At 61.3% G+C, this 18,619-nt stretch carries 19 protein-coding genes; 10 read left to right on the top strand and 9 right to left on the bottom strand.

Annotation, left to right across the window (positions count from 1 at the left end; genetic code table 11):
• Positions 1-97 precede the first annotated feature (97 nt).
• The 4 genes from AC5RUO_RS03360 to AC5RUO_RS03345 all read left to right on the top strand — a co-directional run bounded on the left by AC5RUO_RS03360 (position 98) and on the right by AC5RUO_RS03345 (position 4,798).
• Positions 98-1,534 (top strand): sugar transferase, encoded by a 1,437-nt coding sequence (locus AC5RUO_RS03360; protein ID WP_494102812.1) that lies wholly within the window; start codon positions 98-100, stop codon positions 1,532-1,534.
• Positions 1,535-1,835: 301 nt separating this feature from the next.
• Positions 1,836-3,431: a DUF4012 domain-containing protein gene (locus AC5RUO_RS03355; protein ID WP_494102811.1), complete on the top strand. Its 1,596-nt coding sequence runs from the start codon at positions 1,836-1,838 to the stop codon at positions 3,429-3,431.
• A gap of 181 nt (positions 3,432-3,612) precedes the next feature.
• Entirely contained in the window at positions 3,613-4,206 is a 594-nt protein-coding gene (locus AC5RUO_RS03350) for an LPXTG cell wall anchor domain-containing protein (protein ID WP_494102810.1), read from the top strand.
• Between the two features lie 190 nt (positions 4,207-4,396).
• On the top strand, positions 4,397-4,798 hold the full coding sequence (locus AC5RUO_RS03345; RefSeq protein ID WP_494102809.1) for a VanZ family protein: 402 nt from the start codon (positions 4,397-4,399) through the stop codon (positions 4,796-4,798).
• 15 nt (positions 4,799-4,813) lie between these two features.
• Here the strand turns inward: AC5RUO_RS03345 and galU are convergent, their stop codons facing one another.
• From galU to AC5RUO_RS03310, 7 genes are all read right to left on the bottom strand, one after another.
• Positions 4,814-5,704, bottom strand: coding sequence for a UTP--glucose-1-phosphate uridylyltransferase GalU (gene galU / locus AC5RUO_RS03340; protein ID WP_494102808.1), 891 nt, complete (start codon positions 5,702-5,704; stop codon positions 4,814-4,816).
• Between the two features lie 61 nt (positions 5,705-5,765).
• Positions 5,766-6,662, bottom strand: a complete 897-nt coding sequence (locus AC5RUO_RS03335; protein WP_494102807.1) for a nucleotidyltransferase family protein — start codon at positions 6,660-6,662, stop codon at positions 5,766-5,768.
• A gap of 8 nt (positions 6,663-6,670) precedes the next feature.
• Positions 6,671-8,251 carry a tyrosine-protein kinase domain-containing protein gene (locus AC5RUO_RS03330; protein WP_494102806.1) on the bottom strand — a complete coding sequence of 527 codons (1,581 nt, stop codon included), beginning with the start codon at positions 8,249-8,251 and terminating at the stop codon, positions 6,671-6,673.
• 11 nt (positions 8,252-8,262) lie between these two features.
• Positions 8,263-9,456 (bottom strand): PqqD family protein, encoded by a 1,194-nt coding sequence (locus AC5RUO_RS03325; RefSeq protein WP_494102805.1) that lies wholly within the window; start codon positions 9,454-9,456, stop codon positions 8,263-8,265.
• A gap of 19 nt (positions 9,457-9,475) precedes the next feature.
• A complete protein-coding gene (locus tag AC5RUO_RS03320; RefSeq protein WP_494102804.1) occupies positions 9,476-9,757 on the bottom strand; it encodes a PqqD family protein in 282 nt (93 codons plus the stop codon).
• A gap of 2 nt (positions 9,758-9,759) precedes the next feature.
• Positions 9,760-10,287, bottom strand: a complete 528-nt coding sequence (locus AC5RUO_RS03315) for a hypothetical protein (RefSeq protein WP_494102803.1) — start codon at positions 10,285-10,287, stop codon at positions 9,760-9,762.
• 191 nt (positions 10,288-10,478) lie between these two features.
• Positions 10,479-10,634 (bottom strand): hypothetical protein, encoded by a 156-nt coding sequence (locus tag AC5RUO_RS03310; RefSeq protein WP_494010166.1) that lies wholly within the window; start codon positions 10,632-10,634, stop codon positions 10,479-10,481.
• A 381-nt stretch (positions 10,635-11,015) separates the two neighbouring features.
• Here AC5RUO_RS03310 and AC5RUO_RS03305 point away from each other — a divergent pair, with 381 nt between their 5' ends.
• From AC5RUO_RS03305 to AC5RUO_RS03290, 4 genes are all read left to right on the top strand, one after another.
• Positions 11,016-11,807: a GAF domain-containing protein gene (locus tag AC5RUO_RS03305; protein WP_494102802.1), complete on the top strand. Its 792-nt coding sequence runs from the start codon at positions 11,016-11,018 to the stop codon at positions 11,805-11,807.
• Positions 11,808-12,584: 777 nt separating this feature from the next.
• Positions 12,585-13,016: a hypothetical protein gene (locus AC5RUO_RS03300; RefSeq protein ID WP_494102801.1), complete on the top strand. Its 432-nt coding sequence runs from the start codon at positions 12,585-12,587 to the stop codon at positions 13,014-13,016.
• A complete protein-coding gene (locus AC5RUO_RS03295) occupies positions 13,003-13,416 on the top strand; it encodes a PadR family transcriptional regulator (RefSeq protein ID WP_494051230.1) in 414 nt (137 codons plus the stop codon). Before AC5RUO_RS03300 ends, AC5RUO_RS03295 begins: the two co-directional genes overlap by 14 nt.
• 600 nt (positions 13,417-14,016) lie before the next feature.
• On the top strand, positions 14,017-15,192 hold the full coding sequence (locus AC5RUO_RS03290; RefSeq protein WP_494102800.1) for a serine hydrolase domain-containing protein: 1,176 nt from the start codon (positions 14,017-14,019) through the stop codon (positions 15,190-15,192).
• 586 nt (positions 15,193-15,778) lie between these two features.
• Here the strand turns inward: AC5RUO_RS03290 and ykgO are convergent.
• On the bottom strand, positions 15,779-15,901 hold the full coding sequence (gene ykgO, locus AC5RUO_RS03285; protein WP_011693081.1) for a type B 50S ribosomal protein L36: 123 nt from the start codon (positions 15,899-15,901) through the stop codon (positions 15,779-15,781).
• A gap of 29 nt (positions 15,902-15,930) precedes the next feature.
• Positions 15,931-17,028: a GTP-binding protein gene (locus AC5RUO_RS03280; protein WP_494010147.1), complete on the bottom strand. Its 1,098-nt coding sequence runs from the start codon at positions 17,026-17,028 to the stop codon at positions 15,931-15,933.
• 151 nt (positions 17,029-17,179) lie between these two features.
• Between AC5RUO_RS03280 and AC5RUO_RS03275 the strand changes: the two genes are divergently transcribed.
• Together AC5RUO_RS03275 and AC5RUO_RS03270 are read left to right on the top strand one after the other, a co-directional pair.
• The gene (locus AC5RUO_RS03275) at positions 17,180-17,500 is read left to right on the top strand and encodes a hypothetical protein (protein ID WP_494102799.1); all 321 of its coding nucleotides are present in this window, start codon (positions 17,180-17,182) and stop codon (positions 17,498-17,500) included.
• An 81-nt stretch (positions 17,501-17,581) separates the two neighbouring features.
• Complete coding sequence (locus tag AC5RUO_RS03270) at positions 17,582-18,619, top strand: metal ABC transporter substrate-binding protein (RefSeq protein WP_494010145.1); 1,038 nt, start codon at positions 17,582-17,584, stop codon at positions 18,617-18,619.

The following is an 18,619-nucleotide window of genomic DNA, read 5'->3' as shown; positions in this document are numbered from 1 at the left end:
ACGCTTGCAGGTTTATATTGGAATGTGCTGCGTTCAACAAATTAAGTACTGGCAACACCGAGACTGGGCAAGCCAATAGCAATGAAAGGTCACAGCTTTGGGGGCCAACGAAAAGTGGCGCAATAAGACGTCACAATTGTTGCGGGCGGTCGACGCATTTGTCGTAACGTGGGCTGTATTGGGTGCCTATATCGTAAGATTTGGACTGGAGCCGATAATCTCCCTACAAGAGGGCGAAGTCGTTTACGCACTCTTATCGATTGCCATTATCATGGCTTGGTGGATTATGTTAGGCGCTTGGAATAGTCGACACAGCCGTGTTCTAGGATCCGGGCCGGATGAATACAAGCGTGTTGCAGCCGCCTCACTTTGGCTCTTTGGTCTTATCGCTATTTTTTCCTACGTACTTCAAATAGACACTGCTCGTGGTTATGTAGGCTTCGCTCTTCCTGTTGGCCTCGTTGGCCTTCTTCTTGCTAGATGGTTGCTGCGGCAACACTTAAACGTCAAGCGACTTCAGGGTCATAGCATGTCCCGTTTGCTTCTCATCGGGGGTTCCAGCGCGGTAGCTCACCTTGCTAGGACGCTGGAGCGCTCCAAAGAGGCCGGTTACAAGCCGGTAGCGGCTTACATGCCGGGCGCCCGGGACACTACCGCCGGAGAGAGAGAGTCTGGCCTACCAGTCTTGGGAACTTCCACCGAAACGAAACCGATTCTCGATGCTATAGAACGCAGTCGTGTGGACGGGGTTGCAGTATCGGCAGGCGTTCAGCTTCATCCACAGACACTCCGCCATCTTGGGTGGGAACTGGCCTCCCGAAATATCGCGCTGATCATGGCTCCGGCTCTGACAGATATAGCCGGCCCGCGCATTCACACCCAGCAAGTATCGGGACTTCCACTAATTCACGTCACCACCCCCACTTTGGAAGGAGGGCAGCGAGTAGCGAAACGTTTGTTGGACATCGCCGTGTCTTTCCTTCTGGTCATCGCGTTATCCCCCCTGATGCTAGTAATAGCCCTAATCATCAAATTCACAAGTCCAGGTCCAGTTATATTCCGTCAACGCCGTATCGGTATAGAAGGTACTAGCTTCTATATGCTGAAGTTTCGTTCCATGGTTGTTGATGCCGAGGCCAGACTTGCTGAGCTTAGCCAGCGAAATGAAGGTAATGGAGTCCTGTTCAAAATTAGGAATGATCCGCGAATAACAACCGCGGGCTATTACCTTCGAAAGTACAGCCTGGACGAACTTCCTCAGCTCTTCAATGTTTTGCAGGGCTCGATGAGTCTAGTTGGTCCTCGACCTCCGCTTCCCAGCGAGGTAGAAGCTTATGAAAGTGATGTGCGGCGACGACTCCTTGTTAAGCCAGGATTGACCGGACTTTGGCAGGTAAGCGGTCGTTCCAACCTGTCGTGGCAAGATTCTGTCCGGCTGGACCTCTACTACGTGGAAAACTGGTCTCTACTCGGAGACTTGGTTATCATCCTCCGCACTGTCCGGGCAGTATTCCACAGCACGGGTGCGTATTAGGCTTGCGGACTCGAGTTCTACTGACGCGAAGAGACTAGGAATTACGACCATGCGTAACCTCAAAGTTGCCGATCATAAAAGAGGACGGAAAGAATCTTCGCGGAATATGCGCAAGCGCGTGCTGATGATCACAATTTTGCTCGCCACTATTGCGGCCTGCGGAGTGGCTTGGGCAGTTTGGTTGGGTTCAACGGCAACAAAAGTCCAAAGAGAACTAGAGTCCGCAACTTCACTCTTGCCATCCCTCAAACAAGAAGTGGAACGCAGTAACCGTGATAGCGCAAAGACAATCGTGGAGCAGATGCGCCAGCACACATCGTTAGCATCGGAAGAGACGCGTCAACCTCTCTGGGTCTTGGCTGCAGGCATACCCGGGCTTGGTTCTAATTTCGGGGCTGTCGCAGAGGTTGCGCGAGCAGCGGACGATGTGACGAGTCTCGGTCTTGTTCCACTGGTAAGCGTCCTCGGATCCCTAGACTGGAATACCTTGGTCCCCACAAGCTCCGGGACGGACCTCCAACCCTTAGAAGAAGCTTCGCCCAATGTCATCGCGGCGGCACGAGCTGTGGACATGTCTGCGGACCGCCTCGACCTGATCGACACCGGCAAGCTAGTTCCACAAGTTGCGGAGCCTCTGAACGAGGTCCGTAACCAGCTGCACGATGTAAGGGACGCACTGAGTTCTGCCGCTGTCGCTGCGCAAATTGTCCCTGGCATGTTGGGTTCCGAGTCGCCGAGGAACTACCTCTTAATGATCCAGAACAACGCGGAGGTCCGATCCTCGGGCGGCATACCGGGTGCGCTGGCCGTGCTCCGACTCGATAAGGGCAAGATGACTCTCGCCGGACAGAGCAGCGCCGGAGAACTTGGTTCGATGAGCCCAACGTTGCCCCTTGACCAAGAAACTCAGAGTATCTACTCAACCCGTGTTGGAAAATACATGCAAGACGTGAACCTCACACCTGACTTTCCGACAGCTGCATCGATTGCACAGTCAATGTGGGAGAAGAAGACGGGTCTGCGCGTCGACGGAGTTATATCGATCGATCCAGTAGTACTCAGCTATGTACTGGATGCCACTGGCCCGATAAGTCTCAGCGGCGCTGAAAACATCCTAGGATCACTTGAACTGCCAACGGAACTAAATGGCGAGAACGTAGTTAAAACACTCCTGTCGGACGTCTACTCAAAAATTGAGCAACCCAAGCTTCAAGATGTTTACTTCGCCGCCGTTGCTCAGGAGATCTTTGGAGCTCTGTCGGATGGAAAAGGGGATGCCAAAGGACTCGTAGCAGGTATCGTCCGCGGCACAGAGGAGGGACGTGTGCTTGTCTGGTCCGCTACAACTGAGGAGCAGTCGGTCCTTGCCCGTTACCCCCTGAGTGGCTCTGTGAGCGGCCCCAGCATCTCCCCCGCTCAATTTGGTGTTTACTTCAACGACGGTACCGGGGCGAAGATGGACTACTACGTCAAACGTACTGTCCAGCTAGTCAAGGAGTGCCCCAAAGACGGATACGAGCAAACCAGTGTCAGGATCACGAGCACTAACACGGCACCGTCTAATGCTGGGCAAGCATTGCCTGCCTACGTGACGGGTGACGGTGTCTTTGGGGTCACTCCTGGATCTGTGCAAACAAACATCGTGACCTACGGTCCAATTCAGGCTCTAGTTGAAACAGCGAAACTCAACGGCGAGCGAACAGGATTTGCCCCCCATGTTCACAGCAACCGCCCGGTAGCAGTACTTGCCGTGCAGTTGGCGCCTGGGGAAACCAAAACTGTTGAGGTCACCTTCGCTAAGATAGTTCAGCACACCGAACCTAACGTAGTTGTCACACCCACTGTTCAGTCTGTAAAGGACGTTACGTTGCCTACAGAAAGCGCTTCTTGCAGCTAGGCGGGTGGAGAAGGAGTTAACACTATGTAAACCAACTGGATTGAGATTGCTCACAGCGAAGAGCAGATGGTACGGTTTTTGTTGGGATATATATCCGTAGTTCTGCACAGGGTCTCGTGCGGAGGGGAAGTACTCCCCAAATCGGGTACATCAAAAAACTTAAACGTCTCCGGGGGGACACATGAAGAAAACACTCGCAGCACTCGCTCTTGCCGGTTCTATCGCACTTGTAGGCGCGGCACCTTCAATGGCAGCCACCTACCCCGCTCTTCCGCCGCAGGCCGCCGTTTCTGACGGCGTCGTTGGTCCCGGTGAAGACTTCATCTTCAGCGGCCAGGGCTTCCTCGCCGGTGAAACCCTTACCATCACCGTCACTCCGGGCCAGGCCCCGGCATCGGACGGCGCGAGCATCGCCGGTGGTGCTGCTGTAGCGGCCAAGATTCCCGTCGTTCAGGCTCCGCAGACGCTTTCGACAGTTGCGGACGCACAGGGCCGCTTCTCACTTCCGATTTCCATCAGCGAAGCAGGTACCTACTCGCTGACAGCAACGGGCAACACGTCCGGCGTTGTTGTTGGACCCGTCACGGTAACCGTCGTTGCTTCCTTGGCCAACACCGGCGGCGCCCCGCTGGCTAACACCGGCGCCGGCCTGGCCAACACTGGTGCCGACTCCGGCCTGGTCCTTTGGACCCTGGTTGGTGCTGGCGCCCTGGCTGCCGGTGCAACTTCCGTAGTGGTTGTACGGCGCCGCGCTAAGGCAGAGGCTGCTGCCTAACAGCATCACTCGCTAACACCGCAGAAGGTGGGTGGTCTCCGGAAAGGAGACCACCCACCTTCTTGTTTTCGGTCTTCGCCCAAGCCAACCCTCAAGCTATGTTCCTAACGACTGTCTCCCCGCTTAGAACCCTGAGGGCCCTTTGCATCTCCTCTCCAATCGTCGTCTTTGGCAACTCATTCTCGGTGCAATGATGGTCCCGCTGGCCTTTATAGCCTTTTGGCCTAGCCCGGTAGATCAACCCATTCAGGGACAGCTCACCGACATCCTGAGCTTCCTTCACCGGCAAGGGATTCCACGTTGGTTCAATTACAGGTTCGTGGAGGCCTCGGCCAATGTGGCACTCTTTGTTCCCTTTGGAATGGTCAGTGCCCTTGCATTTCCTAAAAAACGTTGGTGGCAGTTGGGGGCATTCGGGTTGCTCATTTCCGGTTGCATGGAGCTGGGCCAGCTCCTGTTTCTTCACAACCGCTTTTCAGGCCCTATGGACCTCGTGACAAACACGTCAGGAGCCGTCATCGGTGCCCTGCTGGCCGCTGTGGCGGTTAAACGCCTGGAGGTCCGACGCCCTAGGGCGGCGGACCTCCAGTAAGTCCATAGGCTGTGACTAGTTCACAAAGCCCTTCATCCAGGTCTTCAGGTCCTCACCAAACTCAACGCGTTCGGACGCTAACGTGATGACGGCCTTGAGGTAGCTCAGCTTGTCCCCGGTATCAAAACGGCGGCCCTTGAAGACCACGCCGTACACGCCGGAGCCTTCGCCCTCGCCAGCGGCCAGGGTCTGCAGTGCGTCGGTCAACTGGATCTCGTTGCCGCGGCCCGGCGCGGTGTTCTCCAGGACGCCGAACACGGACGGATGCAGCACGTACCGGCCGATCACGGCCAGGTTGGACGGCGCCTCACCCACGGCCGGCTTCTCCACCAGGCTGTTCACGCGGACGTAGTCCTCACCCTCGACGGCCGTGATGTCGGCACAGCCGTACGCGCTGATCTGCGACGGGTCCACCTCGATCAGGGCGATCACGGAACCGCCTGTCTTCTGCTGCACCTCCATCATGGTGTTCAGCAGGGTCTCGGCCTCGTCAATAAGGTCATCGCCCAGCAGGACGGCAAACGGCTCGTTGCCCACGTGCTGCTTGGCGCACAGGACCGCGTGGCCCAGGCCCTTCGCCTCGCCCTGGCGGACATAGTGGATGGGGCCCAGTTCCGAAGCGTACTTAATGGACTCCAGACGCTCCTTGTCGCCCTTCTCCTCCAGTACCCGCTCCAGGCCCGGCTCGCGGTCAAAGTGGTCCTCGAGGGAGCGCTTGTTGCGCCCCGTGATCATCAGCAGGTCGGTGAGGCCCGAGTTCACGGCTTCCTCCACGACGTACTGGATGGCGGGCCGGTCAACAACCGGCAGCATTTCCTTCGGCATCGCCTTGGTGGCGGGCAGGAAGCGAGTCCCCAATCCGGCAGCAGGAATGACGGCTTTGGTGATAGCTTTCCCCGTAGTCATAGGTGAACCTTACAAATCAGCGGTGGACAATGGCAATTTTGTGGCATGCTCCCGCGCCGCGTCAGCCCCAGAAATCCCGCACGATATGAGGAACAGCACGCAGAAACCGGGCCCATCTCGCCCGATGGTGCATGACCTGCCCGCGCCACGACATGTCCGCGTAGATGTTTCCGCTCAGAAAGACCTGCTGCTGCGGGAAGACGGCCCGGCACAACAGCCTCGCTTTGTCCCGCCGTGGGGCCTGGACGATGGCAAGAAGCCGGGCGCTGCCCGGTTCCCGGGCCATTAGGCGGTTGCGCCATTCCGTGGACGGCTGCGGCCATTGCACCTCATTTGAATCCTCGAGGAGGCCTTCAAGAAAGGGCCGTACTGCCGCCAGGGAGCCTGTGGCTACGGCGATGTCCAGGACGACGGGCGCTTGACCCTGGCGCCAGACCTGTTGTGTCAGGAACGCGAGTTCCTGCCGACAGGCAGGCAGGTGTGGTGACCGGAGCGCGTGCAGTGCCAGGATCAAAATTGCGAGGGCGGGTGACGGAACCCGCACGGTCTGCCCTGCAAGGTCGAAGTCCTCTGCATGGGCCCAGATTGCCTCGAAACAATCAGCGGGGTCAGCTTCCATCCCGGGAAACCGGAAGTGGACATCGATGCAGCACGGCCACTCCGGGTGATGAAGGGTGACAGCGTGTTTGGGAAACGTGGTTGTGTCCGGATCCACAGGGCGCTGGCGCCAGCCCCGCTCCCGTAAGCCCTGGAGCGTGGCCTCGAGACCGGCAGGGTCCACGAAGACATCCACATCAGCTGATGTCTTCGGCTGGCGAAGCCCTTGCATCACACTGGCCGGTCCCTTGATGAAGAAGGCGCGGACGCTCAAGCTGTCCGCCACGCGCGCGACCAGGGCATGAGCCAGCAGCACGCCTTCGGAGATGCTGAGTTGGGCCTTATCGGTTTGGTCTGCCACGGACAACGCTAACTCTTGGCCCGGCGCCCGCTCAGGGCAGCTTCCACGGCACTTTCCGCTGGCGAATCCGGGACGGCACGTGCGGGCAGCGCAGCAGCGGCTGCAGGCACCGCGGCAGGAGTGGAGGTGTACGTGCCGTAGTAGGAGTAGGCGTCCGTCCCGCGGGTCGGCACGTAGTTCAGGACTGCACCCAGCACGCGGCCCCTGACCTTGTCCAGGTTCCCCAGGGACTGGGCCAGCTGCTCCTGTGTGGTCCTGCCGGTCCGGATCACCACGATGGCACCGTCTGCCACGCGTGAGAGCACAGCAGCGTCCGTCACCGGAAGCAGCGGCGGGGCATCGATCAGGACCACGGCACGTTCGGCGAGGGTAGTGAGCATGGTCTTCATCGCCCGGGATCCGAGCAGCTCGCTGGGGTTCGGGGGTATGCGGCCCGAGCCAAGGACGGACAGGTTGGGAAGTGCGCCCCAGGGCTGCAGGACATCGTCAAGCTCGGCGGTGCCGGTGAGGACATCGGTGACTCCTGCGCCCGGAACCAGGTTGAAAACGTCCACCAGCGTGGGGCGGCGGAGGTCGCCGTCGACCACCACCACGTTTTCGCCGGCCGCAGCCATGGTGACGGCGAGATTGGCGGTGACCGTGGACTTGCCTTCTGCCTGTACTGAGCTGGTCACCACAATGATCCGGGGCGGCTGGTCCACATCCAGGAAGCTCAGGTTGGTGCGCAGCTCGCGCAGGGCCTCGGCCATCGCTCCCCCGGCGTCGTGGATCTGCTCGGTGGTGCCCGGGTCCAGGACGCTGCTCCTGCCGTCGAGACGGCGGTCCGCAGGAAGGGTGCCGATCGCGGGGACGCCGAACAGCCGCTCGATCTCGGCAGCCTGGCGGACGCGACGGTCGAGGTGCCGGCGGACCACCGCATAGGCCATGCCGAGCGCCAGGCCGACGAGTGCGCCCAGCGCAAGATTCAGCTTGGTGTTGGGGGACGAGGGGCTGGTGGGAAGGACGGCTTTGCCCAGCGGAAGCACCCGGACCGCGGTAGCCGTGGCACCCGCCGGCGTTCCGGCGTCGGGCGTTGCCGCCGCCCCGGACTCCACAGCCGCTTGGGCGGGCGGCACTGTCTCTATCGCTTCCACCTGGGCGGCGAGGCCATTGACCCATGCATCCGCCACGCGCTGCGCCATAGCCGGATCTGTGGACTGGGCCGTCACCCGGATCTCTGCGGTGTCCAGCGGGACCTTCACCATGATGCTGCCAAGGAGGGCGTCAGCAGTGGTGTCCAGCCCCAGGGCGGCGATGACGCGCTCCGCCACCAGCCGCGACTTCGCCACGGACTCATAGTTCTTGACCTTGGCCTTGGCCAGGCTGTCGCCGGCGAGGGAAAGGCTGACGTTGTCAGAGCCGGGCGTCACCACAATGCCGCTGGAGTCCGACGAGTAGATCTTGGGCTGCAGCACCGTCCAGCCAAGCGCCGAGAGCGTGGCCAGCAGGGTGAGGGCGACAATCCCCTTCCAGTACGCCCGGACCACGCGGAGGTAGTCCGTCAGGTCCAGGCCGGGAGGAGCTTCCGCAGCGGCGGCTGGTGTGGTCATGGGTGGTTTCCTTACTTTTCCAAAACTGATTGCGCGGTGAGCTGCTTTACGGCTCGTACGACGGCGGCCCGGTAGCCTTCCGGCGTGCCGTGCACCCTGGCAGCGGCCTCCACCAGGTCCTCCAGCTGGACAGGGCCGGCGGCTGCTTCCCAGATGGCCGGGCCAATCCCGCTGAGCCGCACCACCTGGGTCTCCAGCATCACCAGGAGGTCGCCGCCGATGGCCACGGCATCCTTGGCCGCTGCACGCCGGAACCAGCCCTCCGGAACGTCTCCTGACCCGGCAACCTCGGCTACCCTGGCTTCCCATTCCGGCCCGGACCGTGACTGTTCGCGGAACAACGGTTCCAAAGCCGCCGGCAGGTCTTCAGCCTCCGAATAGGTCAACTGCCACACTCCCCCGACGTCGTCGATCAGGTGGCAGAGCGACTGCAGCGGTGCGCCAATCTCGGCCTGCGAGGAGGTCTCCGGAAGCAGGGCGAGCACGGCGTCGGCCAGCGGGACCTTCTTCAGCACCGAGGCCATAGTTGCGCCGCCTTGGACCCGGTCAAGCAGCACGACGGACTGGATGAAGGGCATGGCAGTGACCGGCAGGAGTCCCAGTTCGTCCGGCCCCACCTGGCGCTTGTACGTGCTCTGGCTGTGCTTCACGGAGAGCGGCTTGGGGTACGGCACTACGGAACCGTCATGGGCGATGGCCACTGTCTCGTCCGTGACGTAACCGTAGCTCTTTGCCAGCACGGAAGCGGCGGTGGTCTTGCCCGTTCCCGACTTGGCCACCAGTGCCACCACCGCACCCTTCAGGGGATCCGCGATTCCACAGGCGTGCAGCATTGTGAGCTCGCCGGCGTTGGCCAGGATCGCCCCCAGCGTGAGCCTGGTGGTGAGGACCTCGGCCAACTCGTCAAAGGAGGCGGCCTGCAGGTGGAACGTGCCGCCGTCGTGCGTCACGGACCGGTGGGCAACCGACGCCGTGAACTGCAGGTCAGCCGTGGGTTCCTCCGGCAGCGGCGGCAGCATGTGCTGGCGGACGCTGGCACAGCGTGCCCACGCCGCGCTCATGCCCTCCCGCTGCTGCCGGGTGACGGCGCGGCCCCAGCGGACACCGAACTGCACTCCCAGGATGTCCACGCACAGCAGGTCGCTGCCTTTGGCCAGCTCCTCGAACAGGCGCTTCTCCCAGGACACGAGGGCGTTTCGCCCCATGCTCCCGGGCATGAAGCTGCTAGTGGCCACTGCCGGGCGCAGCCTCGATCAGGCGCTGTGCCTCCAGGCTGGCCAGGAAGCCTTCCACCTGGGAGTGCATCTGCCCTGTCCGGTCCTCGAAGGTGGCCTCAAGTTCCGCGAGGATGGACTGTTCTGTTCGCTGGCCGTCGATCAGGTCCCAGATGACCGCGGCCGTGCCCTCCAGGACCACGGGCTGGGTTGCATCCACATGGAGCAGGGCAACCCGGCTCCGGCGTTCGCTGCATACTTCGGCCACCAGGCCGCCACGTTTCCAGACCATCGCTAGTAGCTGACCGTCACGGTGCCAGTAATAATCCGGCTCGTGTTGTCGGGAAGACGCAGGGTTATCGTCAGGGTGTAAGCGAGAGTGCCGGAGGGTGCCGGGTTGACACGCTGGTATTGGAAGAAGATGGGGACACTTACTGTCTGGCCGGCCGGGACCTCTTGGGCGAGGGTGAACGTGGCGTTGTACTCATGGGCACTCGTGTACGCCGAGGACGTCAGTGTGGCGGACGTGATGGAGTGAATGCCGACACCCGCGCTTGCGATCCCGATCGGCTTGATGTTGACCGTTCCGGTGATTGCACCAGTGAACGCACTGCCGCTGTTGATGATCTGGAAATTCGCCGGGCCCGTGCCCGGGCGGCTGGTACCTTGACCGGTGGCTGAACTGGCGAGGCTGATAGTGGAAGCAGCACTTAGGCGTGTGATCGCCGAAATTCCCGACGCTGCAGCTGCCGGCGCGGCAATGGCTGTAGCAATGACCGGCAGCGACCAGGCAACGCCTGCGACTACCCTGCGGCGGCTCACACCGCTTTCGTTGCCAACTTCTTCCTGCAAAATCCCAGACAAATAAGCCCCCGGAGTAGTTTTTGAGCGTGGTCAGCCGCTTATGGCCGACGCTGTGCTTTTGGGCCGGCGAACTCCGGCCTCTTCTACTCTTTCCAACGGGGATAAAGATCCCTGCAAGTGGGACTCAAGCTTCAGTCAAGATTCGGTTCTCACTCGGCGGAGAACGTTGTTCCGCCTTCATCCGTCACCATCTGGCCGGATTCCTCCAGGCCTGCCGCCGCGGAACAGTCATCGCACCGGCCAACAAATTGGTGGGGGCAGGCCGCGAGGTTGGTGCCGTCCTCTGTGGACAATCGGACTCGCATGATTCCGCCGTTCCTGAGCCGGTCCGGGCCCGCCGGGGACTCATTGTTTCAGCCGCCGCAATGGTGGTGCCGGCGACGTTGCGGAGCGGGAGCCGTAGTGGCAAGCTCCCATTCCTCGCCGGCACTTCCAGTGAACTACCAGCGGAGGTGGGAATCACGAGTAGGCAATACCCGTTCCAGCAGGCCTCCCGTACCTACCTAAAAGCAAGGCGGCAGACCTACCCTCACTGCGGATGGGCCACTGATTGACAGAGTGCAGCCCGTGGCCAGCGGAAGTGAGTTTCTAGACCCACGACTAGCCCGAGGGGCAAAGTAGTAAGTAGCCTTATTAACGTTGCTTTTTTTGGATAAGTGAGACGAGACCTTGTTGGAGGTGGATTCATGGATGAGGAACTGCAGCGCCGGCTTGAGCTCGCCGCCACGCTCGGTATAGATCCCCGAAAACTCCTGCCCGCTACTTCCGGTCATTCCCGCTGGTCGAAGTTCGAGGTAGACACCTACATCCAGGGCGCCCACACCCGGTCCAAAGCTGAACACGACCCTGGTGGCAGGAACGGTTACCGTCTCGCGGCGGGACCACATCCCAGCCACGCACACCACATACAGCTCGGACGGCCCGAGCCGTACCCAGCCAACAAGAAGAGGATCCTGGAGCATGGGCTCTCGTCGCTTGGAGCCGCGGGCAGGTTTCTTCTTACGCCCGAACAAGCCGAGACAGAACGCCTGAAATCACTGCACAGAACAGGCCTGTTAGATACCGGTCCGGAGGAAGCTTTCGACCGGATCGTCGCTGCCACCAGAAAGTTCTTTAATGTCGGGGCTGCTTCTTTGTCGCTTATAGGCGCAGACACCCAGTACCTCAAGTCTGTCATCGGGCCCCTCCGCGAGGAGACTCCCAGGCAAATAGCGCTCTGCGCGGCCACCGTGGAACACAACTCAATGCTCATCATCAACGACACGCTCACCAGTGAGCGCTTCTCTTCCAACCCGCTCGTTACCGGCGAGCCCCATATCCGCTTCTACGCCGGCTATCCATTGCATGGGCCGCGCGGCTGGAACATCGGCACCCTGTGCATCATCGACCAACAACCCCGGAGCTTTCCGCCATCTGAACAGCAAGTACTTCGGATACTCGCCGCAATCGTCCAAAACCTCGTGGATGCAAGGAACTAGCTGCGGGTTGCACAGCCAGAAACTCTGAATAGGGTTCCTAACGATAGACAGGGTGGGAGGCAAAGGCAACGACAACATCGGCGGAGCCGCACTCTGGGAACCACCACTGACCACAGCTCCGGTATGGTTTTGTCGATTGAGGCTGGCGCTCCTGGTTCGTGGACTCGTTCGCCCTACGTCGGCGCAGACGACGTGGCCGTCAGGCAATCCTGCGGCTGCCAATAGAAGTCCACATCCGACCTCTACTCGAAATCCGCTGTTAGGGCCCGAGAAAGTCTTCGGCCCGGACGCCGACTACACCTGGTGCCGCGGCGTGGGGTACTCAATGCCGCCCGCCTCTTCTCCCCCTGAGCAGCGAGCTCAAGAATCTCTGGCCCGCTATGAGCAACAGAGCCCCGAGGTACATACGAGGCGGCAGGTCGAAAACTAATTGGCCGCTCAGGCAGCGGCAAAATTGGCCCGCTTCTTCCGCTCCCCTGGCTGCGCTCAAAAGCGCATTCAAAAAGGGTCGTTTTCGACCGCTCCTACTCGGCCTTCAGATAGCACTCTCGCGGCGGGATGGTCAGGGAGGTCCGAGAGAAGTCTTAGAGGCTTTGCCTAAAGACATAGTTACGAGAATCGCCACCAGGCGGAGATTCACGCACTAGGTAACGAGCCTCCCTCAGCGAGCAAGCGTTCGGCATGCGGGACAAGCAGGTCGGGCCGGGGGCCCCCATTTTCGCTGGACTGGGGTAATAACCAAAGGTACTATGCCTATAGTCTACTAAGGAGCTTAGTATGAAAACCCGACCCGACGGCATCATCCCGATCACGAATCAAACACTCGCCCGCTACACGGGAGCCCTGGTAATGGGGGTTCTGATTGTCCAAGGATTTACAGCCTTCATTGCGGACGGACAGATCACAGCCGGCACCATGCTGCTGCTGGCCGCAGTGGCGCTCTATATGGTGGTGTTCGCAATGAGGAATGCGACCGCGTTGCGCCAACGCGCGTACGCATCGTACTTCGCCCACGCTGTCGCTTTCCTGATCATCAACGGCAGTTTCTGGGTACACGCGTGGATCCTGATGCTTAGCGGACGCGCTGAGGTGCTGCAGCAGGGGTGGTCCGGTCCACTGTTGTCGATGAGTGTATTGTGGGGGACTGGGCTTCTGGTGCATACGATCGGCGCCATGCTCAGCAGAGGTTATGAGCATGTCGAGGTCTGAACCGGCAGCAGACGAACTGTCCGACTATGAGCGCAAAGTCCTCGCCGCCTGGACCGATACTCACAAAAAGAGCACCCTGATGCTCTTCATCTTGCTAGCCCTATCTGAAGAACCGCGGTGGTCCGGACAAATCCGGAGCTTCATCATCGACCTTAGCGAGGGCCACCTGGCGGTGGACGAGCAGAGCATGCACCGGGCCCTACGGCGAGTGGAAGGCCTAAACCTCATCACCCATAGCCAGGAATCTGTCGTGGGCACCGGCGCCAAGCGCAAAATCTACGAGCTCACCGCCTCGGGCGAGCGGGTTTTGGCGAGCTACCTCCAAGGGCCGATGGCGTACGTGAACACCGAACTCTTCCGAGATTCAACCGCTGCCGCCCGACGCGCCCAACCACGCTAACGCACCATTGCCAATCACAACGATGAGCGTGGTTCGCCATCAGATCCTCCTGCATTTTCCGAGCGAAGTGGGCTGGACCCGGAGTCTATAGACGAGGCAGACCCACGGTCAGCAGTAGTTGTTACCCGTCTTCCGGTCCGGGCCTACCTGCTTCCGTGGGTTGCGCCAGTGTCTCTGTCGTCAAAAGGGGTGCGAGCCTATACTCGTGGTACCGGAAATCACTGCATTGCAGCGACGGGTCGTTGGAAAGGTCGCGGTCAGCCGTGGTCGGTAACCCATTCAGGAACAGCCACCGTTCCCACAAAAGTGAGGCTAAAGAGGGCCCTCAGCGGACATCCTGGTTGAAGCGCGAGGACGCCGCCATCGCCGGCGGCCACAGCAGCCTCTTTTTCCTGGCGCACGATACTCCGCCACCTCCGTCGGCCACCTGCATTCAGGGTCACGACGTTTTGCCAGGGGAAAACACCTGCAGCCACGGTCACCCAGTCGGTTGACCGTGCCGGGCGATGGCCGCTTAGCCTTCTAATTCCAGACCGGAAGGCTGTGCTGCGTCCTGCGGCCGCCCTTTCAGCTCTTTTGCCATCGACATTTGGCGGCGTCATGAAAACATCCCGAGTGCCCCTCCTCAGCGCGTTGGCTGCGATGGCGCTGGCCCTGGGCGCGTGTACTTATTCAGAGCCGGCTCCCGCCCCCGTTTCCCTTGGCAGCGCGCCGCCTCCCGCCAAGTCAATCGATAACACCATGCGCGCTTTTGTTGACCAGGGCTCCGTTGCTGTGGTGGCGGAAGTCAGGTGGCCGGAAGGTACCTGGTCCCGGGCCTACGGCGTCCGCAACCTGGAGTCAAGGGAGGCGGCGACGCCCGAGGACCAGGTGTTCGTCGCCAGTATCACCAAGTCCATGACCGCCGTCTCGGTCATGAAGCTGGTGGAGGAGGGCCTGATCGGTCTGGACGATCCTGTGAACGGCATCCTGGACAGTTTCACCACCGCACTCAAGCCGCCCGGACCTATCACCGTCCGGCAACTCCTGGGACACACATCCGGCATGCACTCCTTCCAAGAGGTCACCGAGAAAACCGCCGACGACGTCCCACGGGTCGTCACGGAAGACATCAGTACCCAACGGGCCTTGGAACTGACAGCCCAACTGCCATGGGACGCCCGGGACGTGGGCTCCTTCCGCTATTCCGATTCCAACTACATGGCGCTCGGCCAGCTCGTGGAGAAACTCCGGGGGCAGCCGTTTACCGAGGTGCTGCGGGCGGACGTCATTGATCCGCTCAAACTGGAGAGCACGTCCCTTGATCCGGCCACAGCCGCCAACCCCTCCGTCATACGGGGCTACATCACATACGACGGGGAACGCCTCGATATCACCGAAGCCCCGGGCATTCTGGGGTCACCTGCCTTCGGAGCGCTTTCCACCATGTCCGATATCAACGACTTCTATGCAGCCCTGTTCCGTGGAGACCTGCTGTCCACGGCTTCACTGCAGGAAATGATGAAGACGGAGGCCATCCCCCTGTTTGGCCTCGGACTGCGTAAGTGGAACCAGGACTGCGATGACAACCACCGGTTCGGCGGTTTGGGCGGGTTCTGGACCTACCGCACCGCCTCGGTTGCCAGCACCGACGGACGGTACCAAGCCAGCATGACCCTGATCCCGCCCCCGATGCCCACACCCCTTGAGGATCCGGAGACGGATGACAAGCTCAATCTGTGGGATGACCAAATGGTCTCCGCCCTCCAAGAGACCTTGGACCGGCTCTGCCCGTAGGCCACGCGTCCCCCGGCTCAGGAGGGGCTTTCGGGATGCCGGTGGCCCTACCACCACCGCCTTAGCGCCCAACCGTCGGAAGCGCCGTCCCCGCCATAAGCGTCCTTGCCGCAGCGCAGGCATCGTTTGTAGAGGTCCCCGTCGTCGGTGTGTTCAACATGCCATTGATGGCGGATATTGAGTTTGCACAGCATTCCAGCGAGCACGGTCTTCTCCCATCCGCCGGCGGCCGCTCAAGCCGACAACCAACAGCGCTATAAAGCCAATCTTGGCCCTCTTGCAGGCCAGGGAGAAGAGACAAAAATAGCGGATGCGCAGCCGTCCGCGGGACGGTTGCACCGCGCCGTCCCTCCGGCTGTGCCTGGCCCTAGCTTTTGGAGCCTTGGCGACCAGGAGGCGGGCAGCAGCTGGTTGCGCAGCCCGTACGCTCCGTTTGTTTACTCTGCCGTTCCAGCGTCAGCTTCTGCTGCACCTTTTTCCGTATTCTGCTTTTGGGCATGACGTGTTCCGTATCGGGTCTGGCCGTTGTTGTGGTGATGTCCGTCCGGAGGCGCCCGGAGGAAGAAGAGCCTTTCGGGGCCTGGATTCAGCCTTGGCGCGCCTTCATGCGCGGGTTCTTCTTATTGATGACGAAAGTGCGGCCGCGGCGGCGGACAATCTGTGCACCGGGGATTTTCTTCAGTGCCCGCAGGGAGTTTCTTACCTTCATGTTGTGCTCCTCAGTGATGTTGCTGTTGGTTAGTTCAGTCCGAAAGGATCAGGGAAAGAGGTGGTGCCGGACGCCATTTCCGCTTCCGTCAGTTCGCATGCCTTCAGCAGTGCGCGGATTTCGGCGGCGTCCAGTGCATCGCCGGTGACGGCCAGGACGGTTCCCCGGTCGCCGAATTCGGGATGCCATTCCATTCCGGCGCCGTAGGGTTCCGCAGCCGGCACACCGGGCAGGGAAGGCCGTCCGGCCTGCCACAGGCCCGTGTTTTCCAGCCAGACACGTGGCCCAATGCCCTGGATGGAGATCCGGCAGGCCGGCGCTGACGCTACCCAGATCCGTCCGCGCAACCAGCAGCATCCCTGGGCGAGCGCTGCCAGGGCATGCCGGAAACGTTCCGGGTGCAGGGGACGCTCAACCTTCTGCACCACCGTGGTGAAAGGCGCAGAGGAGGCAACGGGGACACGGACCGAGCCTGGCACTGTCCGGGCTGCAGCGTCCGCAAGATTATGCCTCCCCAGCCGGATGTCCCCGCTGCTTTCGGTGACGGCGGCGTGCGGCGCCAGCTCTTTGATGAGCTGGACACCCCGGGCACGTGCCTGTGCATCCACCGGCACCAGGGCCGGATCGGCCAGCACCACCGAGTCGTTGAACAGCAGCTCCCCCATCAGGAACTCCCCCGGGGTCCGGTCATCCTCCGGGACGGGAGTAAACCCGGACTCGAACAGCGTGTGATGGTCCCAGATCTGGTCTTCCACTGCGTCAGGGGCACAGGCCAGCACCACCGAATCAAACACCAGGGAGTTCCCAAGACCCTTGCGGAGGGCCTGCACCGCGGTCTGTGAAGCCACAGCCGGAGGCAAACCCAGAATGATGCGCAGGCCAGCCCTCACCAACCGGGCCACGGCTGGCACCACGTCCAACCGCACGGTGCAGCTCAGGCAGCCATGCTCCAGCGTAGATTCCTCCCGCTCGATGCATCGGCCGTCCTGGTAGACCCGGCGGGCCACCACGCCGTCCTCCAACAGGTCATGAAGGATGACAAGGGCGCCGGGCGATCCGGCCGCCAGCGCGGCGCACGCCTGTTGGCGGCTAAGGATGTCAAGGGAGCTCACAACAGTCACAGGCATGACCCAGATGCTACATGAGAAAGATTCTCATTATCAATTGACGTGCTGAAGCATCCCCTGTCCCTCGAAAGCCCATAAGCGTATATTTGGCCCACGTCATCCGTGACACCATCCCCCGCAGCGGGGAACCGCACCGCAACAGCCACAATGAATGACTGGCATTGAAGGAGCCATCATGACCGAGGAAGTCAAAGCAGAACACACCCTCACCGAGCACACGCACGGAGAAAGCGACTGCACCCATGCAACCGTCCAGCACGGGGACCACGTGGACTACCTGCACGACGGCCACCGCCACGCCGCCCACGAGGACCACTACGACGAACACGACGATCCGGCCGAACATACGGCCAGCGAGCACCGGCACGGAGGTGACTGCCAGCATGAAACGGTGCCCCACGGCGACCACGTGGACTACCTCCACGACGGCCACCGCCATGCCGAACACGGGGACCACTACGACGAGCACTGACCACCGGACGGGGCGCCAGGACGGGACCGCACCTATCGGCGTCAATTGACACTGATTCTCATTCACATGAGAATCGGTGACATGAAACCCCGTACCCGGCTTGTTCTCGCCATGCCCCTTTTGTCCGCCCTGTCACTGACGGCCTGCGCCTCTGGCTCCGGGGAGGCTTCCCCCTCGGGCACGTCCGGCGCAGGCGCTGCGCCCTTGAAGGTCATGGCGTCCTTCTACCCGCTGCAGTACGTGGTGGAGCAGGTGGGAGGAGACAAGGTGGAGGTTGAATCACTTACCCCTCCGGGGACCGAGCCCCACGACCTCGAGCTCTCCCCGGCAGCCGTGGCTTCCCTGGAAAACGCCGGCGCCGTAGTGTACCTTTCCGGCTTCCAGCCCGCCGTCGATGAAGCCATCAAGCAGGCGTCCCCCGCCCGCGCCCTGGACGTCTCGGAAGAAGCAACCCTCCCCGCCGGGCACTCGGAACATGACCACGGCACGGAAACCCAGACCGAAGCCGCGGCGGAACACGGGCACGCGGAGGAAACGGAAGCCGGCCACTCCGAGGAAGCCCACTCAGAAGAAGGCCACACGGAGGAAGGCCACTCCGATGAAGGCCAGGACCTGCACTTCTGGCTCGACCCCGAACGCCTCGCCCACACGGCCCACGCCGTAGCGGAGGAACTGGCCGACGCCGACCCGGCCAACGCCGCCGCGTATGAGGCCAACGCCGAAGCCCTGTCCGGGAAACTGACGAAACTGGATGAGGACTTCAGCCAGGGCCTGAAGACCTGCAAGACGCGCACCATCGTCGTCTCCCACGAGGCCTACGGCTACCTCGCGGACAAGTATGACCTGAACCAGGCCGGCATTTCGGGCCTGGCACCGGATACCGAACCGTCACCGGCACGGCTGGCCGAAATCGGCCAGGTGGTCAAGGATGAAGGGGTGAGCACCATCTTCACCGAGACCCTGGTCAACCCCAAGGTCGCTGAAACACTCGCCGCCGACCTGAACGTCAAAACCGCGGTCCTGGACCCGCTCGAAGGGCTGACAGACAACAGCTCCGACTACGAAAAGGTGATGCGCAGCAACCTCGAAGCCCTGCGCACCGCCCTGGACTGCGCCTAG

The organism is Arthrobacter sp. Y3221087 (assembly GCF_059089905.1).
Note: the sequence above shows the minus strand (reverse complement) of the source record. Positions and strands in the feature narration are given on the sequence as shown.

Excerpts from the sequence above, each read along its gene's own strand:
- AC5RUO_RS03320 (WP_494102804.1), bottom strand. The coding sequence starts at position 9,757 with ATGGTCTGGAAACGTGGCGGCCTGGTGGCCGAAGTATGCAGCGAACGC.
- AC5RUO_RS03270 (WP_494010145.1), top strand. The coding sequence starts at position 17,582 with ATGAAACCCCGTACCCGGCTTGTTCTCGCCATGCCCCTTTTGTCCGCC.
- AC5RUO_RS03310 (WP_494010166.1), bottom strand. The coding sequence starts at position 10,634 with ATGCGAGTCCGATTGTCCACAGAGGACGGCACCAACCTCGCGGCCTGC.
- AC5RUO_RS03325 (WP_494102805.1), bottom strand. The coding sequence starts at position 9,456 with ATGGGGCGAAACGCCCTCGTGTCCTGGGAGAAGCGCCTGTTCGAGGAG.
- galU (WP_494102808.1), bottom strand. The coding sequence starts at position 5,704 with ATGACTACGGGGAAAGCTATCACCAAAGCCGTCATTCCTGCTGCCGGA.
- AC5RUO_RS03355 (WP_494102811.1), top strand. The coding sequence starts at position 1,836 with ATGCGCCAGCACACATCGTTAGCATCGGAAGAGACGCGTCAACCTCTC.
- AC5RUO_RS03345 (WP_494102809.1), top strand. The coding sequence starts at position 4,397 with ATGATGGTCCCGCTGGCCTTTATAGCCTTTTGGCCTAGCCCGGTAGAT.
- AC5RUO_RS03330 (WP_494102806.1), bottom strand. The coding sequence starts at position 8,251 with ATGACCACACCAGCCGCCGCTGCGGAAGCTCCTCCCGGCCTGGACCTG.
- AC5RUO_RS03290 (WP_494102800.1), top strand. The coding sequence starts at position 14,017 with ATGAAAACATCCCGAGTGCCCCTCCTCAGCGCGTTGGCTGCGATGGCG.
- AC5RUO_RS03350 (WP_494102810.1), top strand. The coding sequence starts at position 3,613 with ATGAAGAAAACACTCGCAGCACTCGCTCTTGCCGGTTCTATCGCACTT.
- ykgO (WP_011693081.1), bottom strand. The coding sequence starts at position 15,901 with ATGAAGGTAAGAAACTCCCTGCGGGCACTGAAGAAAATCCCCGGTGCA.
- AC5RUO_RS03305 (WP_494102802.1), top strand. The coding sequence starts at position 11,016 with ATGGATGAGGAACTGCAGCGCCGGCTTGAGCTCGCCGCCACGCTCGGT.
- AC5RUO_RS03275 (WP_494102799.1), top strand. The coding sequence starts at position 17,180 with ATGACTGGCATTGAAGGAGCCATCATGACCGAGGAAGTCAAAGCAGAA.
- AC5RUO_RS03295 (WP_494051230.1), top strand. The coding sequence starts at position 13,003 with ATGTCGAGGTCTGAACCGGCAGCAGACGAACTGTCCGACTATGAGCGC.
- AC5RUO_RS03300 (WP_494102801.1), top strand. The coding sequence starts at position 12,585 with ATGAAAACCCGACCCGACGGCATCATCCCGATCACGAATCAAACACTC.
- AC5RUO_RS03280 (WP_494010147.1), bottom strand. The coding sequence starts at position 17,028 with ATGCCTGTGACTGTTGTGAGCTCCCTTGACATCCTTAGCCGCCAACAG.